This is a genomic window from Vibrio pomeroyi (assembly GCA_041879425.1).
Taxonomy (GTDB): Bacteria; Pseudomonadota; Gammaproteobacteria; order Enterobacterales; family Vibrionaceae; genus Vibrio; species Vibrio pomeroyi_A.
Genome location: CP090855.1, coordinates 1869353 through 1888552 on the forward strand (window position 1 = coordinate 1869353; position 19200 = coordinate 1888552).

Consider the following 19200-nt stretch of genomic DNA (forward strand, 5'->3'; position numbering starts at 1 on the left):
TGAAGTAAAGTTTGTGCAGCAAATTGGTTTGCGCTGATTCTACCGAGTAATAAACCAGAAACAAGCGTCAGATATAATGAGTTACAGTTTGTGTGCTTATTGCGTCAAAAAGCTTCCAAAGTGGTTGAATCAAGTTGATTTAGAACATCGAAAACAAGTGCGAACAGTAAGTATAGCTTAGATGTGGATGTCCAGAAGACTACCGATTGCTTCGTTTTGACGATCAACCACACTCGCACCCACACGGTTATAACTGGCACTTTGGGTTAGCTTTAATAGTGAATCGGTTGAGGATGAAACAGGTTCTGGATCTTTGTCTTTAAACGAAATGGATTGTTCAGGTTCTACTTGATTGAAGCTGAGATCACTGCTTTTGAAAGCATCATCGGATTCTGGAGTATGTTTAGAGGCTTGATTGAGTTCGAGCGCGGCTTCTTCAGCCATGTTGTTTGACTGCTGAATAATGGCGTAACCAGATTGAATACCAGATATCGACATAGCAGAACCTTTAATTGACGTGTTGAATAAGTCTAGGTGGACGATATTTTGAGCGCAATGGTGAAGGGGTAAAATTTACAGTGAAACAATATACTTAAGCTAAAATAGTGACGTCTGTCTATTAACTGAACAGATCGTTCAATGCACTTAGCTCTTCATCAGTAAGAAGAGTTTGTTGTTCCGTTTCAAGATTACCGTCAATCTCGCCCTGCAACGCTTTTAATTGCTGTGGGCTAAGAAGCTGAATCTGTTGTTTGAATGCTTCAAATTGTTGTGTATTCATAATGTGACCTTGGTGCAAATCCATATGCTCAATTGAGCATAGACTACTGGTGCAGGAAATCAAACAAGATTAAGTGAATATTAAACGAAATTTGTAATTTCCTAGAACTAAGACAACTATAAATTCCTCTGGTCGTTTTTTGTCCGAGAAATGTTAGGCAAAGTTAAGGCTTGGTCAATCAAAGTCAGAAAATTCCTACAGTGTAAAAATCGTCTTAACCCTTATGGGGTAAGGGTAGGTAAGCAGTTGCTCTACTCAATTAGAGGTATTGGTAGAGCAACATATAACTGTAACAAATGATCAAAAGGTGTACGGTTAATGCTATCTTTTTGTTTTTACAGTATTTTGTTTGTCTATTAAGAATCTGCTTTATCGAGCGGTTTATCAATCTTCACCTTAACCGCAAACTTGGTCGCTAGAGTATGCAGTTCTGGAAGCATTCGATAAATCAAATGGAGCTGTTGTAAGACCATTCTGACAGAGCTTTCATCCTCTTCTCGCCACTCACTTAGACGTTTATCAAGTTCAGGGTCGTATGCATTTTTAACCTCACACTGTTCACGATGTGAATAGAGTTGATCATTCAGAGCATCAAGGTGCTCGTGTATCACACGGTGTGCATCCAGAACGAGCTTGTGTGTGGATTCGTCGTCAATACGCGTTCTGTGCGCGCCTAGTGCCGAAATATAGCTAAGTAGGGCGTGATTCAACGTTAGAAAGCGAAAGCTCTCATCCTCAGAGGTTCGATATTTGCCCGGCTCGACCAACATGCTACTGATAGCACCAGTCAGGTTCGCATCGTTATTGTGCGCGCTGCGGCGGGCAATGCGGTAATTCAGCGTGTCTTTCTTACCTACACGATATTGGCCAATGATCTGCGCGAGGTAGTTCTTGTTTGAATCAAGAGCATCAGCCATCACCTTGTGTAGTCGTTTTGATTGCCAGTCAGGCAATACATAAACCACCGCCAGTACAGCGAGAGCACAGCCTATGAAGGTATCTGCCAGTCTTGGTAACACCACGGCGTAGCCTTCGCCAAGTTGGTTAAAGCAGAACAGTACCAATAGGGTGATAAAGCCAGTTGCGAAGCCGTAGTTGTTGATACGGAACGCAAAGAACATCACGCCACTTATCACAATGAAGACCAACTGGCTCTCTTGAGAAGGGAAGAAGGTCAGTAGCGGAACGCCAATTAATAAGCCTGCAACGGTGCCAATGACACGCGCAGTCAGCTTTTGACGAGTGGCGCTGTAGTTTGGCTGACACACAAATAGCGTTGTCAGTAGAATCCAGTAGCCGCGTTCAATATCAAAACCTTGAATAATGCCGTAACCGAGCGTCAGCGTGATCGCCATACGAATCGCGTGACGAAACAACATCGAATCTGTATGCAGGTTGGCTTTTATCTTTTGCCACATCGCAGTCAAGGTGTGTGGGTTGGTATCGTCTAGGACATCTTCTTCTAGTTTTTCTGCATCTGGGTTACTGATGTTCGATAGTTGCTTTTCAACCGTTGCAAGGTTATTGAATAGATAATCCAATTGGCTCAGCAACGGCTTCCATTCTGGTTTGTTTTTCTGATGCAGATGATTCAGCGAAGACATCAGTTCATCAAGCGCCAATACTGATTTGTCACCATGTTGGTACTCTGCGCCAACCTTTAGAGAGCTCGCTACTTCTTTACATGCGGTTGCTTGCGCTTCCAGCAGATATTTAAAACGGAACAGCACATCAGAACGCTCAAAGTGTTTAGCCAGTTCTTGATAACGATAGTGGGTCGAACTTACACGCTCGTGAATGTCTTGCGCGATGAAGTAAGTATTTAGGAATCGGTCACTGGGTCCGTCAATGTGTCCGCGTTTAGAGCGGTTAAGCAGGGTTGCTTTACACATGTTGAGTGCATTGACGGTACTCGCATTTAATTTCGCTTCAATAATGCGGTGTGGCTGAGGGATAAGATCAGACACTGGGTAGAATAGCTCAGCCTTGGATCCCATGTAGGTGCCAATCTGATCAAACACGTTAGCAAGGTTCTGCTGGACGGGTTGCATCGGCCACACAATCTGCCAGATCATCGACATGAAGTAGTACCAAGCCGCGCCTGTTAAGAGCAATAAAGGTTGGAACCATAAGTTGATGCTCTCATGAGCGCCGAGCATGGTGTAGATAGCAACCAGCAGAGAACCAAAGGCGATACTGGCGTATTTCGGCCCAATTGCGCCGAGCATGATGAACGAGAATGTGGATGCGAAAAGACCTAATGCGAATAGCCAAGGTGTGTCGAACAGCAGTTCAATAGAAAAGGCGGCGATCGCAAAACAGATAAAGGTCAGGGTGAGCGCTTTCAAGCGTCCCGTAAAGCTGTCATCACTTTCTGCTAGTGCAGCGGCGATGACACCTAAGATCAATGGAGTGATGAGTGTGTTTTGCCCATAATACCAAGCAGGAACGACAACACCGAGCAGAGTGATGAGAATTAATACGCTGTAATTTATGGTTTTATTCGCCCAATAGAGGCGTAATTTGGCTGAAAAGTCCACAGTCGCTCACTTGACACACTAAAAACCATAATCCTAACAGAAATCAAGCACAAGAATTTGATACTTATCCATAATTGCCCGTAGGTGGTCATGAAAGCGTCGATAAGATATGAGATATTATTAATTCTCATTGCATCATGATATAAATTCAATATTCCTAATTAAGAGCACACTCCAATGCAGCTAAGCGCTAACAAGACTGCACAGTTTTTTATTCAAAATGAATATCATCAGGTTGAACTTGATGGTTCACGTCTGCTGTTATCTTCAGTAGGCAGTGAAGAACGTATCCCGTTTACTATTTGGAGTGGCAAGATCGCGATAAAGCGCGGATTGTTTTGGGGATCGTTACAGTTTTTTGCTAACCAACAAGACGGTAAACAGCGCAGTTGGTTAGTTCAAGGTTTGCCATGGGATCAATGTCGTCAGTTTGCACGCACATCGGTTGCCGCTTATCAAAAATGGCACGACACACAGTGTGAACAGTTGGCTGAGCACGTTCCTAAATGGGAAGCTGAATTAACGCGTCTAGAGCAGCTTCCTGCCTTCTTACCTCATTCTAAAGTCAACACTTGGGTCGACATGGTCAACGCTGGTTTAGAAAGCATGACCATGACTTTAGAAGAAGCCGCGCAGCGCATGCCGAATCGCATCGCGCGAATGCAGCCTTGGCTATCTGAAACCGAGATCAAACAAGCGGATCGAAACCAGCAATGGCTAGATACAGAAAGGAAGAACTGGGAAGTGTTGTTTGCTCAGTGTGAGTCGTCTCCTTTGAACTTGTCGCAGCAATACGCGGTTTTGATGAACGATGACCATAACCTGATTCTTGCAGGTGCTGGCTCGGGTAAAACCAGTGTTCTTACCGCTCGTGTCGCTTATCTTCTGCAAAGCCATCAGGCGCAAGCTGAAGAGCTTCTACTGCTCGCATTTGGCCGTGAAGCCGCAGAAGAGATGAAGCAGCGTTTGGATAGCAAAATTGGCTTGTCCGCCGAGAAGGTACAAGTGAGTACTTTTCACCAATTAGGTTTGAAAATCCTGAATCAGGTTGAAACCGAGCGTGTTGTGATCTCTCCATTAGCCTTGGATGACAATCAACGCCAAGCTTGGTGCATTGATTGGTTGAAGAAGCACTGGATGACGCCAACCAACTTCAAGCGCTGGCAAAAACACTTATCTAAATGGCCTATTGCTTACCTAACGGGTGATGATGAACTTGGCAGCCATGTTTCAAACCTTAAATTGATTGGCTGGCTAGAGAAGCAACTTGAACAGCTGAATGCATCAGGCCTAACTAAGAAAGAAGTTCAGCAGCAGCTTATCGATCACCGAGATTACACGCGCCTTAACAGTGAACTATCTCTGTGTTGGCCTTGTGTGACGGCATGGCAGAAAGCGCTGAAAGAAGAGAACCACATCGACTTCTCGACCATGATCAGCCGTGCGACCCAATACGTCGAAAAGGGTAAGTTTATCTCGCCTTGGAAGTTCATCATGATCGATGAGTATCAAGATATCTCGCCAGATCGTCTTGCTTTGGTTGAAGCGCTTTGTAATCAGTCGAAAGCTCAGCACCAAGCCTCTATCTTTGCGGTGGGTGATGACTGGCAGTCAATCTACCAATTTGCAGGCGCTGATGTCGATCTCACGACTGGATTTAAAGATCGTTTCGAGAGTTCGACGATTCACCACCTAGATACCACTTACCGATTTAACAATCAGTTAGGTGCGGTTGCTAATCGCTTCGTACAAGAAAACCCGATTCAATTGCCGAAAGAACTGAACAGCTTCAAGCAACAGAAACAAAAGTCGGTGTACAGTGCGCCAAGTAAAGAAGTTGAGAAGATCCTCGACCAATTGAACCGACACTCTAAGGGCAAAACTAACAAGTCTGTGCTGTTGCTTGGTCGTAACCATTACCACAAACCAGAGTTGTTGGAAGACTGGAAGAAGATCTTTACCTCCATCGACATCAACTTCATGACTTGTCACGCCAGTAAAGGCAAAGAAGCCGATTTTGTGATCATCCTTTGTGTCGATGAAGGGCAGTTCCCGGCGAAGAAGAAGCAGCTGCATATTGATGGTGCGTTAACGGAATCGTCAGATGTATTCCCTTATGCTGAAGAGCGTCGTCTTTTCTACGTGGCAATGACTCGTGCGAAAGAGAAGGTGTGGATCACGCACAGCGGAGATGGTTCTGGTTTCGTTCAAGAGCTACATGGTTCGGATTATCCGGTGGTTCGTAAAAAATGATGTCACGTGAGGTGATCGTCTAAGATTAGATTCTCAGGCCATTTTTGCCTGATTCTCATTAGGCTGAAGTCTGAAAGCAAAAGGAAGCAGATATGGAACATGGCTCAATCAACTACATTGAATTTGCAGCGCGTGACATCGCGGCAACCAAGGCGTTTTTCAGCCAAGTGTTCGGTTGGAAATTTGAAGATTACGGGCCTGAGTATTCTGCTTTTGAAGGTAAAGGCTTAATGGGCGGGTTCTACTTGGCGGATCTGGCCTCCAATGCAGATAAAGGTGCAGCGCTGATGGTTTTCTACAGTGAAGACCTTGAGCAGACCGAACGTGACGTGATTGAGGCTGGTGGGGAAGTAAACCGCGAGATATTCAGTTTTCCTGGTGGTCGACGCTTCCACTTTCGAGAGCCAAGCGGCAACGAGATGGCAGTGTGGAGTGACAAATAGCCTCTACTCAACACTTCTATATTCAGACAAGAAAAAGCCTGCGATTAAGCAGGCTTTTTAGTATGTAACGTATTAAACGTAAGCGTTAAGTACGCTCAGCTAGGTACGCTTCGTAATCTGGGATCTCGATGATCACTTCTTCTTCAAGCAATGAAGAGTTAAACAGGAAGTTTGCAGTAGCGCGGTTAGTTGCTACTGGAATGTTCCAAACACTCGCAATACGAAGCAGTGCTTTCACATCTGGGTCGTGTGGAACGGCATTTAGTGGATCCCAGAAGAAAATCAGCATATCGATTTTGCCTTCAGAGATAAGTGCGCCAAGTTGTTGGTCGCCGCCCATAGGGCCACTGATCATGCTCTTGATTGCTAAGCCTGTCTCTTTGCTTAGTAGAGAACCCGTTGTGCCTGTCGCATAAAGGAAGTGGCTTTGTAGCTTATCTTTGTTTTCTGTTACCCATCTTAATAGCTCAGGCTTGAAGTGGTCGTGAGCAACTAGAGCGATATGCTTATGCGTTGGCATTGTACGTGTTGTTTTTTGCATGAATGTTCCCTAAATTATTGGTCTAATTCTTATTGTTCTAAATTCTTTCTCGAATATATCACTAAGGTTGAACACTGAATACAGGTCGAAACTCAGAAGGTGAGAGCGAGTCGGCAATAACCTGATCTTTTAGTGTTGATGGCGTCAGAATTTCAATTTCTGGCGCCGCATGTTTATCGTAAGGCTTTGAACGCAAGTAGTTCGTGGCTTGCTCTACGGACAAGCGTCCTTGTTCAACCATTTTGTCTGTTGGTGAAAACAGTACCTTGTGGCGAAGCAACCCGCGGTACACACCATGGCTGAGATAAGCTGAAACCAATCCAATCTCGTCTGATTTATCAGCAGCTCTAAGCTCACTGATCGCCGCTTCAATCGCGACCGCACTGCCAACGATGTATTTGATTTCAGGCTGTTCAATGACCTGTTGGACTAAGTTTCTTTGTAGCTCTTTGTCATTATCTGCCCAGTAACTTACAGCAATATTAATATCGCTCGATTTTATTGCGTCGTAGAAGCCAAGTGCGACAGGTTTGGTGCCGCCACTTGCTTGAGGGCCTAATAGCAAAGCAACGTCTGTTTTACCGGTTCCTTTCGGGTGCAGCTCGCTTAGGAATTTTCCTGAGTCATAGCCCATTTGATACCAATCGACGCCCACCACGCCTTTTAATACTTTTTGTTGTTTTTCACTTAAGGTCAGTTCGTTAACCGTTGCAAAAACCGGGGTAGAGCCTACCCAGTTGGTTAGTGTGTCGTAGTAAGCATCCGGTGATACCGTGCCTAGGATAATGGCATCTGCGCCCCATTTAACACAAAGCTGCATTTGAGAGGCTTGCTTTGAAATGTTTGGGTAACCGCCAGCTTCTAGTACGCGAAGCTCTACATTTTGCTTTTTCGCTTCGGAGATCATGCCGTAGTTTACCGACAGCCAGTAAGAGTCCTTCAGGTGAGGGTAGATCGCACAGATCTTTTCTACACCCGCAGATGTTTCTGCCTTAGGTACAGGGAGCAGCTCAACATGGCTTTCATCAGTTGGCTTGGATATTTTCTTTGAACTTAGCACGACATCAGAGCTTTCCGTCATCAGTGAGTTCAATGGCGCGATTTGTTCTTCTGATGAAGTCGCAGCAAAGGCTGAATTCGCAAATAAGCCAAGTAAAGAGGAAATGATTGTTGTCGCGAGCGTTTTAGATAGCATGAATTGGTGTTTTATTGGCTTTAGATAAGAAACACTACAAAATATAGCGTATTCTGGGTGGGTAAAGAAGATCGTTTTAAGGTTTAAGTTATATGTTGTTAGCCACAGCAAGTATTGGACGCAAGCTACTTGCTTCGTTTTTGGTCATGGCGCTTTTGGTTCTTGTATCGGCATTGATCGGTGTCTCTGGATTTAGCTTTGTGGCGAAAACAGAAAGAAACGTCGTAGATTCTGCGCTCCCTGCGATGATTGAAGCGCGACAAGTTTCTGAGCTCAGTAACCGCATTATTTCCTCCGTTCAAACTCTCTCCAATGCTAAGAACGAGCAAGAGAGAAAAGAAGCGGGCACTGTGCTATTCGGCCAACTTGAGGCTCTTCTTACTCATATTAAAGAGCTGGGTGTTGATAGCTTTGACTCCCAACTGCTGCACGAGCTTGAGACCCACGTTGAAAGTGTCATCAATACACTGGCAGAGCTGGGTGTATCGGTTGAACGTAAGCTTTGGCTCAACAAAGAGCTGACGGCACGCGTCGAAGAGATGAAGTTCTTGGCTGAAGAGCTAGAACAACTCACGCGTACGCAAGTGTTGAACACCGCAACCATCGCGATTGCGAACGTAACCCATATCTACGACCTGCTAGAAACCAAACAAACCGACAAAGCCTATCAAGCTCTTGATGCATTAGTTGAAGTCGATTTAGACCTTTCTGAGCGCTTACACGAACTTCATCTTCTTGCATTCAAAATCCTCAACCAGATTGAAGAAACGCAAACCGTTACCAACGTAGAACGCATTCATCAAATTCAATCAGAGTTTGAAGCCAACCTTAAAATCATGGATCGCCGTGTTAAAGCGGTAGAAGACCCGACTCGTTCAGAGCAAATGTCATTGTTGCTCGATGAGCTTCGCAAGCGCCAAGTGGTGTTTGATATCTCGCTTGAGCAGTATGAGAACACCAAGAAATCTGAATTCTTGATGCAGAATACGCTGCAGCTTTTCTCCAAATTGAACACCACTGTTAACCAATTGGTCGATGATTCAAACCTGAGCACTAAGAAGGCGGTGGACGAGCTGACGTCAACGCTAAGTGTTGCACAGTGGTCACTGTCGGTGATTTCGATTATTGGTCTTATTATCGTAGCGTTTATCGTGTGGCGCGTGGTGTATATCTCGGTGGTGAAACGCCTTGCGGAATATTCGACCGCATTGATGTCTATCGCTCAAGGGCGTTTGAATATCGATATTTCGGTAAGAGGTAATGATGAAATTGCTCATATGGGCGAGGCGATCATTACCGCGAGAAACACTGCACAAGCGCTGCAAGTGGTGGCGGTAGGTGAAGCAAAAGCCAAGCGTGAGCTTGAAGAACATAAAGAGCAACTGGAAGAGTTGATTACCGAGCGTACCTACCAGCTTCAACAAACCAATGAAAAGCTTAATGTCGAAGTAACTAACCACGCCAAAGCGCGCAGTGCTGCGGAACAAGCAAGCCGAGCGAAATCCGCTTTCTTGGCAACCATGAGCCACGAAATCCGAACGCCGATGAACGGCGTGCTGGGTACGGCTCGACTACTGAAAGACACCGGCTTGAATCAACTGCAATCGGGTTATGCCGATATCATTAACCGCAGTGGTAAGAACCTATTAGCTATCCTTAACGATGTGTTGGATTATTCCAAAATTGAAGCGGGGCATTTAGAAGTGCGTGTCGCGTCGTTCGATCTGCATCAAATGGTTCAAGACACCTATCAATTGATGGAAGGGCGAGCATCCGAGAAGAAACTCGACTTTCATTACTTCATTGAGAGTGACGTTCAGCGTTACTGGCGCGGAGATGTCACTCGCATCAGTCAGATCCTCAATAATTTGGTCGGTAACGCCATAAAATTCACAGACAGCGGCTCAGTAGATATTTTTGTTAGTCTTGATCTGGAAAATGAAAATCGTGTGATGTTTGAGGTTTCAGATACCGGTGTCGGTATCGATATCAGTGAACAGAAGTGTCTGTTTGATGCGTTTAGCCAAACTGAAAGTGGTCGTAACAAAACTGGTGGTACGGGGCTTGGATTAGCGATCAGTAAGAGCGTGATGCATGCCATGAACGGTGATATTGGTGTTCATTCCGAAGAAGGTGAGGGTAGCCAGTTTTGGTTCTCACTACCTCTTGAAGTGGGCGAGAAGATTGAAAACAAAGTTGCGATTGTTGAAGCCTGCATTCGCGCTAAGGTGCTTCTGATTGAAGACAACCCAGTGAACTGCATAGTTGCGGAAGGCTTCTTGAATAACTTAGGCCACGATGTGGTCATCGCAACAACAGGGCAAGAAGCACGAGCTATATTCAGTGAACAAGAGTTCGATATTGCGCTGGTGGACATCAACTTACCGGATTGCGATGGCGTTGAATTGATCCAACAGCTGAAAGACGATGCAAGCCAACATGAACAAGCTGCAACACGTAAATTACCACCTATGATTGCTGTATCGGCTCACGTGTTCAACGAAGAAGTCGAAAGCTATTTGTCGTCGGGTTTCGATGGTTTCTTGCCTAAACCTTTAGAGAAAGAAGCCTTGTCAGAATTGATTGTAGAGCAATTAGACGGTCACACTCTATTGTTGCCTCAGCCCGATCCATCGGATGCTATTTGTTGTAAGGTCAGTTCGAAACCTCAAGATGCCGAGTTAGATTTATCTGCATTGGCACTTGGAGGTTCAGCACAACTGGCAAATCAAGACACAGAAATTAACCAAGGAGATCAGATCGTGCAGATTATTGATCCGAAAATCATTAAAGATGACTTAGCCATTTTAGGCCACGACAAAATAGTGCAGATTGTTGGTTTGTTTGACCAAAGCAGCCAAGCCACTCTCGATGAACTTGCTGTAGCGGACGAAGCTGAGAACGCTCGTGAAATTAAGTCGCTGGCTCATAAATTGAAAGGCTCGGCGGGAAGCTTGGGTTTATCTGCCTTGTTTGCTTTGTGCCAGAGCATTGAAGCGAGTGAAGAGCCGTTGATCCAATATCGTGACAATGCCGATTCACTCTCTGAATTGGTGAGAGACTCGCTAGCGGCACTGCGCGAACAACTGTAGATAAGACGCTCGTATTTAGCAAACTAACAGCCGGACAAGTGGAGCCTGAAAAGTCAGTTTTATCTGGTGTTGAAGCAGCCTTTGGATTCTCTTTCTCCCGCCGCTCGTGCGTTTTTTGATGAGTTAAACTCACAGGAAAGTCAGGATTCAATCTAGCGAACTTCTCGCTTCTCAATAGTACTTAAGATACTTTCCCCCATATACTAAAAATCCTCTGCCAAGACAGAGGATTTTTGTTTTTAATCGCTATGTGTGAAAACTAGCGGTTCTCAAAGCGGTTGTAATCCAACAGGCCGAACTCGATAGGTTGCGCTTCTTGATACCAGCGATGGACACGGTCACTGAACGGCCAGAATTCCGGAGAGCTGCGTCGTACAGCAAACTTATCAAGCAACGCCACGTAGTCTTCTTCCGTGTTCAAGTTCTGTAGCGTTTTGACCAGAGCCGGAATGTCGCTTTCGGTTAGTGATAGGTAAGCCGCTGGGTAGCTGCCTACAACGCCACGGACGAGTGTTAAGTCATCGTTGGCGTAATCTCGGTTACCTTCTTCATTAAACAGGCTCGAAATGTTGCTGTGAGCGTTGTTGTGAATCATGGTAAACAGTTGCTCTTCGCCATTCTCGCCTTCAATCATGATCATTACTAACTGAGGAACGTGGCGCAGGCCTTCTCCTTTAATCAAACTCACTTGACTAAGTAGCGCTTCATTTTTCTTACTAAAACCTGTTTCGACAATATCAAAACGGTTATTCAGAACTGGTTCGAGTTTCTGTTTGATCATATCCAGCAATTCACGCTTAGGATCGGCTGTTTTGTACACCACACTGGTCGGTTGATCGAAAGGGGCGATATTGCGCTGCAAGAAATCGCTCAATTGTACACTCTGGTTTTGATACCAGCTTGAGTGTTCAAGGTGGCGAACGTCTTTAGGCAGAAGGGTTAAGAAGTTACTTTCGCCTTCAAGTCGTAAAAAGTCCATGAACATACGGGTAATCAGCTGGTGGCCGAAGTTTCCGTATACATCGAAACCCGCAACAAGTAGGTAGTGAATACGCTCGAGTAGGGCGTAATCTAGGATCCACGCTGTTTTAGGTTGTGGCCCCACTAAGCCTTGAACAACGGAAGCGCTGTCAAAATGTCTGAATATCGTTAAAGCGGCATTCGGATTGGTGCCATTTCCGTCCCAAATGATGCCTGTATCCAGGTTTACGCCACTTTCAAACCATTTGTTAGTGAAGTCTGATTTAGCGTTTAGGTATCGTGCTTGTTGCTTAGAGTAACGCACCCAATTAGTTGCAGGGACAGTGTTACTTTCCAATTCGCTTGGCAGTTTTAAGTTTTTCTTTTGGCTTGCATAGAAGTCGTTAATCTCAGGCACATCAGCTTTCTCAGGGTCAATAAAGAACACCCAGAAGCGGTCATTAATTACATTGAGTGCAAGTTGCCCACGACACACTGGCCCTTTAATGTACGCCATGATGGTGTTCTGCGCGTTATCCAACATGAAGTTAAAACGAGAGTTAACAGGCAGAGCTTCAAACGAAGTCATTGGGTTAGCGGCAACATCAACGTCGTAGCTAGGCAGCTTATTTACCACGTAATCAGTATCAACAAACCACGTATTCCATTTTTGTAGACGCTCTTCATTGAGCGCGAAAGGCATGTGTGTTTTGTCGACAATAGTGCCTTGCTCTGGAATTAATCGGTAGTAAACACGAGAGACTTTTGGATCGTCGTAAGGGCGACGAGTCGTAATGCGCTGTACTGCTTCGCCAGGAGGTGTAGCAGAACGAACGATCGAGAAGAAGCGTGTTGGCTGCCCTAAATCAGAAAAATAAACGTGAGATAGAAATAGGTGTTCGTAGATGTAACGTGCTGAAAGTTGGCTCTTTCTCGAACTCTTATTCAGGAATCTTTCATAGACATTAACCAGCTCTTGCTCGGCTTCGCTCAACGGAATATGTTCATTCATTAACGCGCCATTTTCCAACCAGCTCATTAACGTCGCATACTCGGTCTTGTCTAGGTTAGGCATCCCATAAGGCATGCCCCAAGTAGGGTAATCTCTTTCGTATTGAGCGTACTCTTCGATGGTCGGACACTGTTGGTCGCGATCAATCGAAAAGTCGAAACCTTCCAATTGCTTTTGGTCTGGAAGCGGATGGTTCTCTTTTTGAATCAGCATTCGAGAGACAAGACCCGCATCGAGGTTAGCGGTTGAGTTTTGCATACGCTCGTTGAGCACGGGGTGGAAGTCGGCTTCACGCCACTCTTGAGTGGTCAATGCATCTTCAAATAGGCGAGTAGGGGCGGATGCCGTTAAACGCGTACCTTGATAAACGAGAGCCTTACTTGCGCCACGATCGATGCCTTCAACGGAAGACATTTTGAGTTGGCAAGGCGCATCATAACAAGCGTGACAAACCACACATCGGTTATCAATGATCGGCTTCACTTCGTTGATGAAGTGTTGTGATTGAGCCGAAAGAATAGGGGCTTGGCGATCGCGTACTTGCTGTTCACCAAACAGTTCGTCAAAGTTTAAACCCGCGTAGACGGCACAACCTGAGAAGACGCTAACAAAAGCTAAGATGAAGAGTTTTTTCAAATTCATACGTATTTAGATATTAGGCATTTTTTCTAATTATATCGAAAATGATTGAAAATGCTCATGTTCTAACAATTTTGTAGACAAGATATTGATGGAACTGAGTCACTTATCGCGTCAGATCCATAATTAAACAAAGGTTTGGAAAGCTTAACTAAGGCTTATTGATTGACGTAACACACCGAAAAAGGAACAGACAAGCGTTCAAACTCTTTGATCCAACGCCACTGGTTGTCTTGCAATTTGTCTCCCGGTCCTTTCACTTCTATCCAGTGAAACTCATCTCCCTTGAAAGCAATCAAATCTGGCATCCCAGTTCGGAATAGCTTTAGGTCACTCAATATCACCTTGAAGAGATCAACAAGTAAAGTGTTTGGAATCGAAGCCATACTGTGCTCAATAAGTGCCTTAGGGAAATGATTCCAATGAACAAAAGGATTAGCGATGCCTTGCTTGTTATCGTAAGTATCAAGCAAGTGGCTGAGCCCGTGCTCGGATAGGGTTTGGAACACAGCTTCAATTTGCTCGGCTCGTTTGTCTACGAAGTCTGAGTGATACAAATCCAGTGGTCGATGTTGGTAACGATTGATAAAAGCGCCTTCAACATCAGAGAAAATGACATCCCAGAAGGCCAAACCGAATAAACCACACAGAAAGCTGTTCTCAGAGAAATAGACATCCCAATCTTGGCTTTCAAAGTGCTGTTTGACTGCAAGCTCAACTCTGGTTTGGCTAAGGTCTAACTCCAGCTTTATCTGCGTACAATTTGGCTTTGAAGGGCGGAGAACCTTGTTGCCCTCTTTTCTTAGTAGCTTCTGTTCAAGCTTAGCTGCAACCTCTAACTCAGATATATCCGATGGTGTTGCCTTCATTTTCGTGACAATGTCACACATCAAGTCTAACTCGTCTTGCTTGTCATAGATGCGCGCAAGTCGTTCTCTGCTGGGAGGAAGTACTGATTGCTTGAACCAAAAGACAGCTTGGTCGTTTTGGTTAAGCCTTTCTAGATCGCGTGCGAGGTCGTTGATCAATCGCGATCGTTTTCTAGCAATGCTTCGGTGTTCTGATTCTTCGGGTATAGCTTGTAAAAGGTGTTCAATAAACTCAGGGTCTTTACGATCACCTTCGTAATATTGGTGTTGAATTTCACGGATCTGAAGCAATTGATTGATCTGCTCTCTAGAGGTGAAGAACCGACGCTGTTTACTTAACGGGTAGTTTTCGAAGGTGTGGAGTCCAAGGTCACTCAATACGAACTGGCTTAGGTCTTGGTAAGTATTGGCAAAAAACAGCAACAGCAATACATCAATTACTTCGGATTCGACCACGTAAATGCAATCGAACGATAGGCTTTGGAATTGATCAAAAGCTTGTGGTTCAAGCAACGCTAACAGTTGGTCTTTTTTAGCAGCTTTGTCGCTCTTAAGAGATGGAAATACTTTCAGCAGTTCAGGCTTGGTAAGCAGATGCAATCCAAGTTCGAACCGAGTGATTTCCAAGTCATGCTTGTCAGTTGGGTGACTTAACGTAATGAAGCGTGATGAGTTTAGCTCTTGTAATGCAGTGTCGATATCTGCGATCTCAACATAAGCGAGCTTGTCACTACGAAACCAGCACCCCTTACGAGACAGCAAACGAACCATTAAACACTGGCTAGGTTTAGAGAGGAGTTTGTAATTTTGCAGCCAACGAGTTTCATCGGCGCTCAGCAAGTCAGGGTAGTACGTTTGAGCGTGTTCAATCAGTCGATTGAAGTTGTCGAGATAATAAGTAGGGGAGAGCTGAGGAGTGGTTTCTATCGTCAATGGAGAAGTCGCTTGATACAAAAAGAGCCTAACCCTAAGGTTAAGCTCTTCAGTAACAAATTCAATCTTTTCTGATGATTAAGCTTGTGATGCTTTTAGTTCAGCAACTTTCGCTTCAGAGATTGGCTTAGTGATGATTGCTAGAACAATACACACAGCCATCATAACTGCAGAGATTGTGTAAGCTAGGCCGTACCCTTCGCCGTTTGCCATTGAGAAACCAACAACTGCTGCACCGATAGCGCCGCCGATACCCCATGCCGTGTAAAGCACGCCGTAGTTAGTACCGTAGTTTTTCAGGCCGTAGAATTCAGCAGTTAGTGTTGGGAATACTGCTAGAAGCGTACCGTAACCAACAGCTGCGATTGCCGTACCAATGATTAGCGTGAATTCAGAGTTGAACGTAGCAAATAGAGCCATGTTCGCGCCTTGAAGGATGAACGCTAGAAGTAGAGTACGTACACCACCGATTTTATCTGCAAGCATACCCGCAGCAACACGGCCGCCTGAGTTGAATACTGCAAGGATAGACGCTAGGTAAACTGCGTTTGGCAGGTTAGCTTGAACGCTAGCAATCGTAGTGATGTTACCAATGATCATTAGACCAACAGATGCAGCGAACGCGTACATGATCCATAGAGAGTAGAACTGAGGAGTCTTCAGCATTACTTTCCAAGTTAGGTCTTCAGTTTTCTTAACCGCTTTAGGTGCTTGGCCTGCTTTTACTTTAGGCTCAGCTGGCGTGTAATCCGTTGGTGGGTTGTTGATTGTTGCTGCTAGAGGTACTGCGATTGCAAGTACACCAACACCAAGAATCATAAAGCTAGTTTGGATACCCATGCTGTCGATTAGCGCAGAAGTTACTGGTGCTAGGTAGATAGCTGCAAGACCGAAGCCTGCTGCGATTAGACCGTTAACCATACCTTTCTTAGAAGAGTGGAACCACTTCATTGCTGATGGAGAAAGACATGCGTAACCGAAGCCGATACCAGCACCTGTCATAATACCGAACGTGATGTTCAGCATCATAGGCGTTGTAGCGAAACCAGAAGCAATCATGCCTAGGCCTGTTAGAGCTGTACCTAGGATTAGGATCTTACGTGGACCCATACGGTCTTGTAGGATGCCTGCAACAAGAAGACAAACAGAGAATGTGATAGTTGCAATAGCGTAAGGAGAAGATGCTTCAGCAGCACTCCAACCAGCTTCAGTTACTAGCGCTTTGTTAAATACACTCCAAGCATACAGGATGCCAAGACAAAGGTTGATACAGAAGCCTGCTAGCAGGATACGTGTTGCTTTATCAATCTTGCTCATTTTTATTCTCGGTTCTGTCTTTTGTTTAGTAACAGTCACTCAACGAAAGACGGGTTATTGTCATTGTTTCTTCAAAATTAGTTTGCGTTTATCAACAGATACCGCAAAAGAGCGCGGATTATAACCAATAAAAATGTGATTGGAATCTCTTTTTCCATTTTTGGTAAATTAAATTCACTTTGTTAACAAGTTGTTTTTTGTAAGTTTTTAAATTGTTCTCAACACCTTTCTATTTTGTTCTTTTTAGACGTGTCGCCTTATTATTTCAGGGGTTTTTGGGTATTGGTTTTTTAATAGCCACGTATTCCGTGCGGATATCACAGAGTTACAAATTATTTTAAATAATTTCTAAGGTTAATTTTGTGTAACAAAATAAATTGAAATGGGACTTTTTCTATGTAGGACAAGTGATAACGGACTTTCTCAAAAATCAACTTGTTAACGCAGTGTTAAATATGGTTTTGTGGTTAATATTTGCACACAAACTGGTCATGTTTTGGGCTTGTGTTCTCCTCAAAAACAAGGAAAATAGTATGCAAAATGAGATTCCAAATTTGAAAGGATGCGTTTCCAGTCTATTGCGAGGCGAGTATTATGAAACTGTTTTTAATTCTATTGATGTCAATTTCTGGTGGTGTAGCGGCAGCTGACCATATTCACTCTTTCCTATTCGGCTTCTATGTTGCGGCTCTAGCTGTTGGTAGTTGCTACTGGCTTGCATTCCGCAGTACGCGTTTCCCACAATTGGCATTAGTGCTATTGATGTGTGGCTTTTTTGCGAAAATTGCAGTGACTGTTATCGGTGTTTCTTGGGGTATCTCGAACGATATTATTCAATCGCCGTTCATTTTCTCATTGTCATACCTGTTCTTCTTAGTGGTTGTGTCTTACGTTTGGTTTGCATACCGCGATAAATTGACGCTAAAAAAGCGTGCTAAACAGGTAGAAGAATCTCGCAAACAAGCGGCAGCATAATTTGATTCTTAAAAAGCCTTCTTCGGAAGGCTTTTTTGATCCTGTCTACCTGAACTCTATTATTTAGTTATGACGGTAGATAAAAGAAACCCCAGTATGGCGACATACTGGGGTTTCTTGTTTTTGAGTCTCTATGAAAAGCGTTCTATTTTTTCATCATCTTCGCGAGATCAGCAAACGGGTTATGCGTAGCCGTTTGGTGATCGTCTAAACGTGCTTTCGCATCCACACCATAACGCTCATGGTCTGTGTATTTTGAGTGCTCATGATCGTGACAGTATAGGCACAATAGTTCCCAGTTACTGCCGTCTTCAGGGTTATTTGTATGGTCGTGATCCACGTGGTGAACGGTCAGCTCTCTTAAGTTCGAGTAAACGAATTCACGTGCACACTTACCACAAACCCATGGGTACAGTTTTAGTGCTTTTTCGCGGTAGCCTTTCTCTTGGCGAGCGTACGCTGCACTCGAGCCTGTGTAATCAGAAGACATTGCCAAATCCTTATCAATTATAATCCCCCGATTTTATCACAGCTTTCTGGAACGGGTAGGGCTGTCGTTGCTAAATGGTGCAGTAGATTAACCAACATTGAATGAGGTTCGAAATAGAACACGAATAGATGCCTACCTTTTATATGAACCATCTCGTCAAACGGGTTATGTCTTTCTGGAATAAGCCATGCTTAACAGTTTGAAAATAAATCGTATTCGGGGGTTTTAACCAAGGACATGTGACCTAATATCAGTTTGTGAGACCCTATATTAATAAGGAAATATCATGTCACAACAATACACACCGCCAAAAGTTTGGGTTAACGATGCTGCTGGTGGTAACAAGTGGGCAAACATTAATAGTCCTGAATCTGGCGCTCGATTTGATAAAGAGCTTCCTGTTGGTGACCACGCCTTGCAACTGTATTCTCTTGGTACGCCTAACGGTCAGAAAGTCACTATCATGCTAGAAGAGCTGTTAGCGGCGGGTGTTAAAGAAGCTGAATATGATGCGTACTTGATCAATATTGGTGAGTCAGACCAATTCTCTTCTGGTTTTGTTGGTGTAAACCCAAACTCGAAGATCCCAGCTTTGCTTGATAAATCAGGCAACGAAGATGTGAATGTATTCGAATCGGCTTCTATCTTGATGCATCTAGCTGAAAAATTTGGTCACTTCTTGCCGAAAGAAGGGGCAGCACGAACGCAAACCATCAACTGGTTGTTTTGGGCACAAGGTTCAGCCCCATTCCTAGGCGGTGGTTTCGGTCACTTCTACGCTTATGCGGATGAAAAGCAAGAATACCCAATTAACCGCTTTGCGATGGAAGCTAAGCGTCAGCTAGACGTGTTAGACAAGCAACTTGCAAACAGCACTTTTGTTGCGGGCGAAGAGTTCAGCATTGCTGATATCGCAATCTGGCCTTGGTATGGCAACCTTGTGCTGGGCAACCTATATGATGCGGCAGAGTTCTTACAAGTTGAGTCTTACACCAACGTAGTTCGCTGGGCGAAGCAATTAGAAGCACGCGAAGGCGTTCAACGTGGCCGCATTATCAACCGCTCATGGGGCGAAGCGTGGGAGCAACTTCCTGAGCGCCACTCTGCAGAAGATATCGATTCGGTGTTGAAGCTCAAGCCTTAGTCGCTTCAAACACTAA

Annotated in this window: 14 protein-coding genes and 1 pseudogene; 6 read left to right on the forward strand and 9 right to left on the reverse strand. The window is 44.6% G+C overall.

Translation table 11 applies throughout. The features are described 5' to 3' along the window. Positions 1 to 177: 177 nt before the first annotated feature. The 3 genes from L0992_24200 to yccS form a co-directional block, all read right to left on the reverse strand. Positions 178 to 498, reverse strand: coding sequence for a hypothetical protein (locus tag L0992_24200; GenBank protein XGB69478.1), 321 nt, complete (start codon positions 496 to 498; stop codon positions 178 to 180). A gap of 121 nt (positions 499 to 619) precedes the next feature. Further along, on the reverse strand, positions 620 to 805 hold the full coding sequence (locus L0992_24205) for a hypothetical protein (protein XGB69479.1): 186 nt from the start codon (positions 803 to 805) through the stop codon (positions 620 to 622). Positions 806 to 1137: 332 nt separating this feature from the next. Then, on the reverse strand, positions 1138 to 3321 hold the full coding sequence (yccS, locus tag L0992_24210) for a YccS family putative transporter (protein XGB69480.1): 2184 nt from the start codon (positions 3319 to 3321) through the stop codon (positions 1138 to 1140). Between the two features lie 177 nt (positions 3322 to 3498). Here yccS and helD point away from each other — a divergent pair, with 177 nt between their 5' ends. Together helD and L0992_24220 are read left to right on the forward strand one after the other, a co-directional pair. Continuing rightward, positions 3499 to 5574: a DNA helicase IV gene (gene helD, locus L0992_24215; GenBank protein ID XGB69481.1), complete on the forward strand. Its 2076-nt coding sequence runs from the start codon at positions 3499 to 3501 to the stop codon at positions 5572 to 5574. Between the two features lie 92 nt (positions 5575 to 5666). Next, positions 5667 to 6017 carry a VOC family protein gene (locus tag L0992_24220; protein ID XGB69482.1) on the forward strand — a complete coding sequence of 117 codons (351 nt, stop codon included), beginning with the start codon at positions 5667 to 5669 and terminating at the stop codon, positions 6015 to 6017. An 85-nt stretch (positions 6018 to 6102) separates the two neighbouring features. On the opposite strand, the gene L0992_24225 is transcribed toward L0992_24220, so the two are convergent. Further along, on the reverse strand, positions 6103 to 6558 hold the full coding sequence (locus L0992_24225; protein ID XGB69483.1) for a methylglyoxal synthase: 456 nt from the start codon (positions 6556 to 6558) through the stop codon (positions 6103 to 6105). 61 nt (positions 6559 to 6619) lie between these two features. Further along, complete coding sequence (gene torT / locus L0992_24230) at positions 6620 to 7753, reverse strand: TMAO reductase system periplasmic protein TorT (protein XGB69484.1); 1134 nt, start codon at positions 7751 to 7753, stop codon at positions 6620 to 6622. Between the two features lie 92 nt (positions 7754 to 7845). On the opposite strand from torT, the gene torS reads away from it, so the two are divergent. Then, positions 7846 to 10845 (forward strand): TMAO reductase system sensor histidine kinase/response regulator TorS, encoded by a 3000-nt coding sequence (gene torS / locus L0992_24235; GenBank protein ID XGB69485.1) that lies wholly within the window; start codon positions 7846 to 7848, stop codon positions 10843 to 10845. 27 nt (positions 10846 to 10872) lie between these two features. Continuing rightward, positions 10873 to 11001, forward strand: a pseudogene (locus L0992_24240) (LysR family transcriptional regulator). A gap of 103 nt (positions 11002 to 11104) precedes the next feature. On the opposite strand, the gene L0992_24245 reads toward L0992_24240, so the two are convergent. The 3 genes from L0992_24245 to L0992_24255 form a co-directional block, all read right to left on the reverse strand. Continuing rightward, positions 11105 to 13459 (reverse strand): fatty acid cis/trans isomerase, encoded by a 2355-nt coding sequence (locus tag L0992_24245; GenBank protein ID XGB69486.1) that lies wholly within the window; start codon positions 13457 to 13459, stop codon positions 11105 to 11107. A gap of 155 nt (positions 13460 to 13614) precedes the next feature. Next, the gene (locus L0992_24250) at positions 13615 to 15279 is read right to left on the reverse strand and encodes a VRR-NUC domain-containing protein (GenBank protein ID XGB69487.1); all 1665 of its coding nucleotides are present in this window, start codon (positions 15277 to 15279) and stop codon (positions 13615 to 13617) included. 57 nt (positions 15280 to 15336) lie between these two features. After that, a complete protein-coding gene (locus tag L0992_24255; GenBank protein ID XGB69488.1) occupies positions 15337 to 16575 on the reverse strand; it encodes an OFA family MFS transporter in 1239 nt (412 codons plus the stop codon). Positions 16576 to 17169: 594 nt separating this feature from the next. On the opposite strand from L0992_24255, the gene L0992_24260 reads away from it, so the two are divergent. Next, positions 17170 to 17550 carry an NADH:ubiquinone oxidoreductase gene (locus L0992_24260; protein ID XGB69489.1) on the forward strand — a complete coding sequence of 127 codons (381 nt, stop codon included), beginning with the start codon at positions 17170 to 17172 and terminating at the stop codon, positions 17548 to 17550. 145 nt (positions 17551 to 17695) lie between these two features. Here L0992_24260 and L0992_24265 read toward each other — a convergent pair whose 3' ends face one another. Beyond that, positions 17696 to 18040, reverse strand: coding sequence for a YajD family HNH nuclease (locus L0992_24265; GenBank protein ID XGB69490.1), 345 nt, complete (start codon positions 18038 to 18040; stop codon positions 17696 to 17698). 286 nt (positions 18041 to 18326) lie between these two features. Here L0992_24265 and yghU point away from each other — a divergent pair, with 286 nt between their 5' ends. Further along, complete coding sequence (yghU, locus tag L0992_24270; protein ID XGB69491.1) at positions 18327 to 19184, forward strand: glutathione-dependent disulfide-bond oxidoreductase; 858 nt, start codon at positions 18327 to 18329, stop codon at positions 19182 to 19184. The last annotated feature ends 16 nt before the right edge of the window (positions 19185 to 19200 follow it).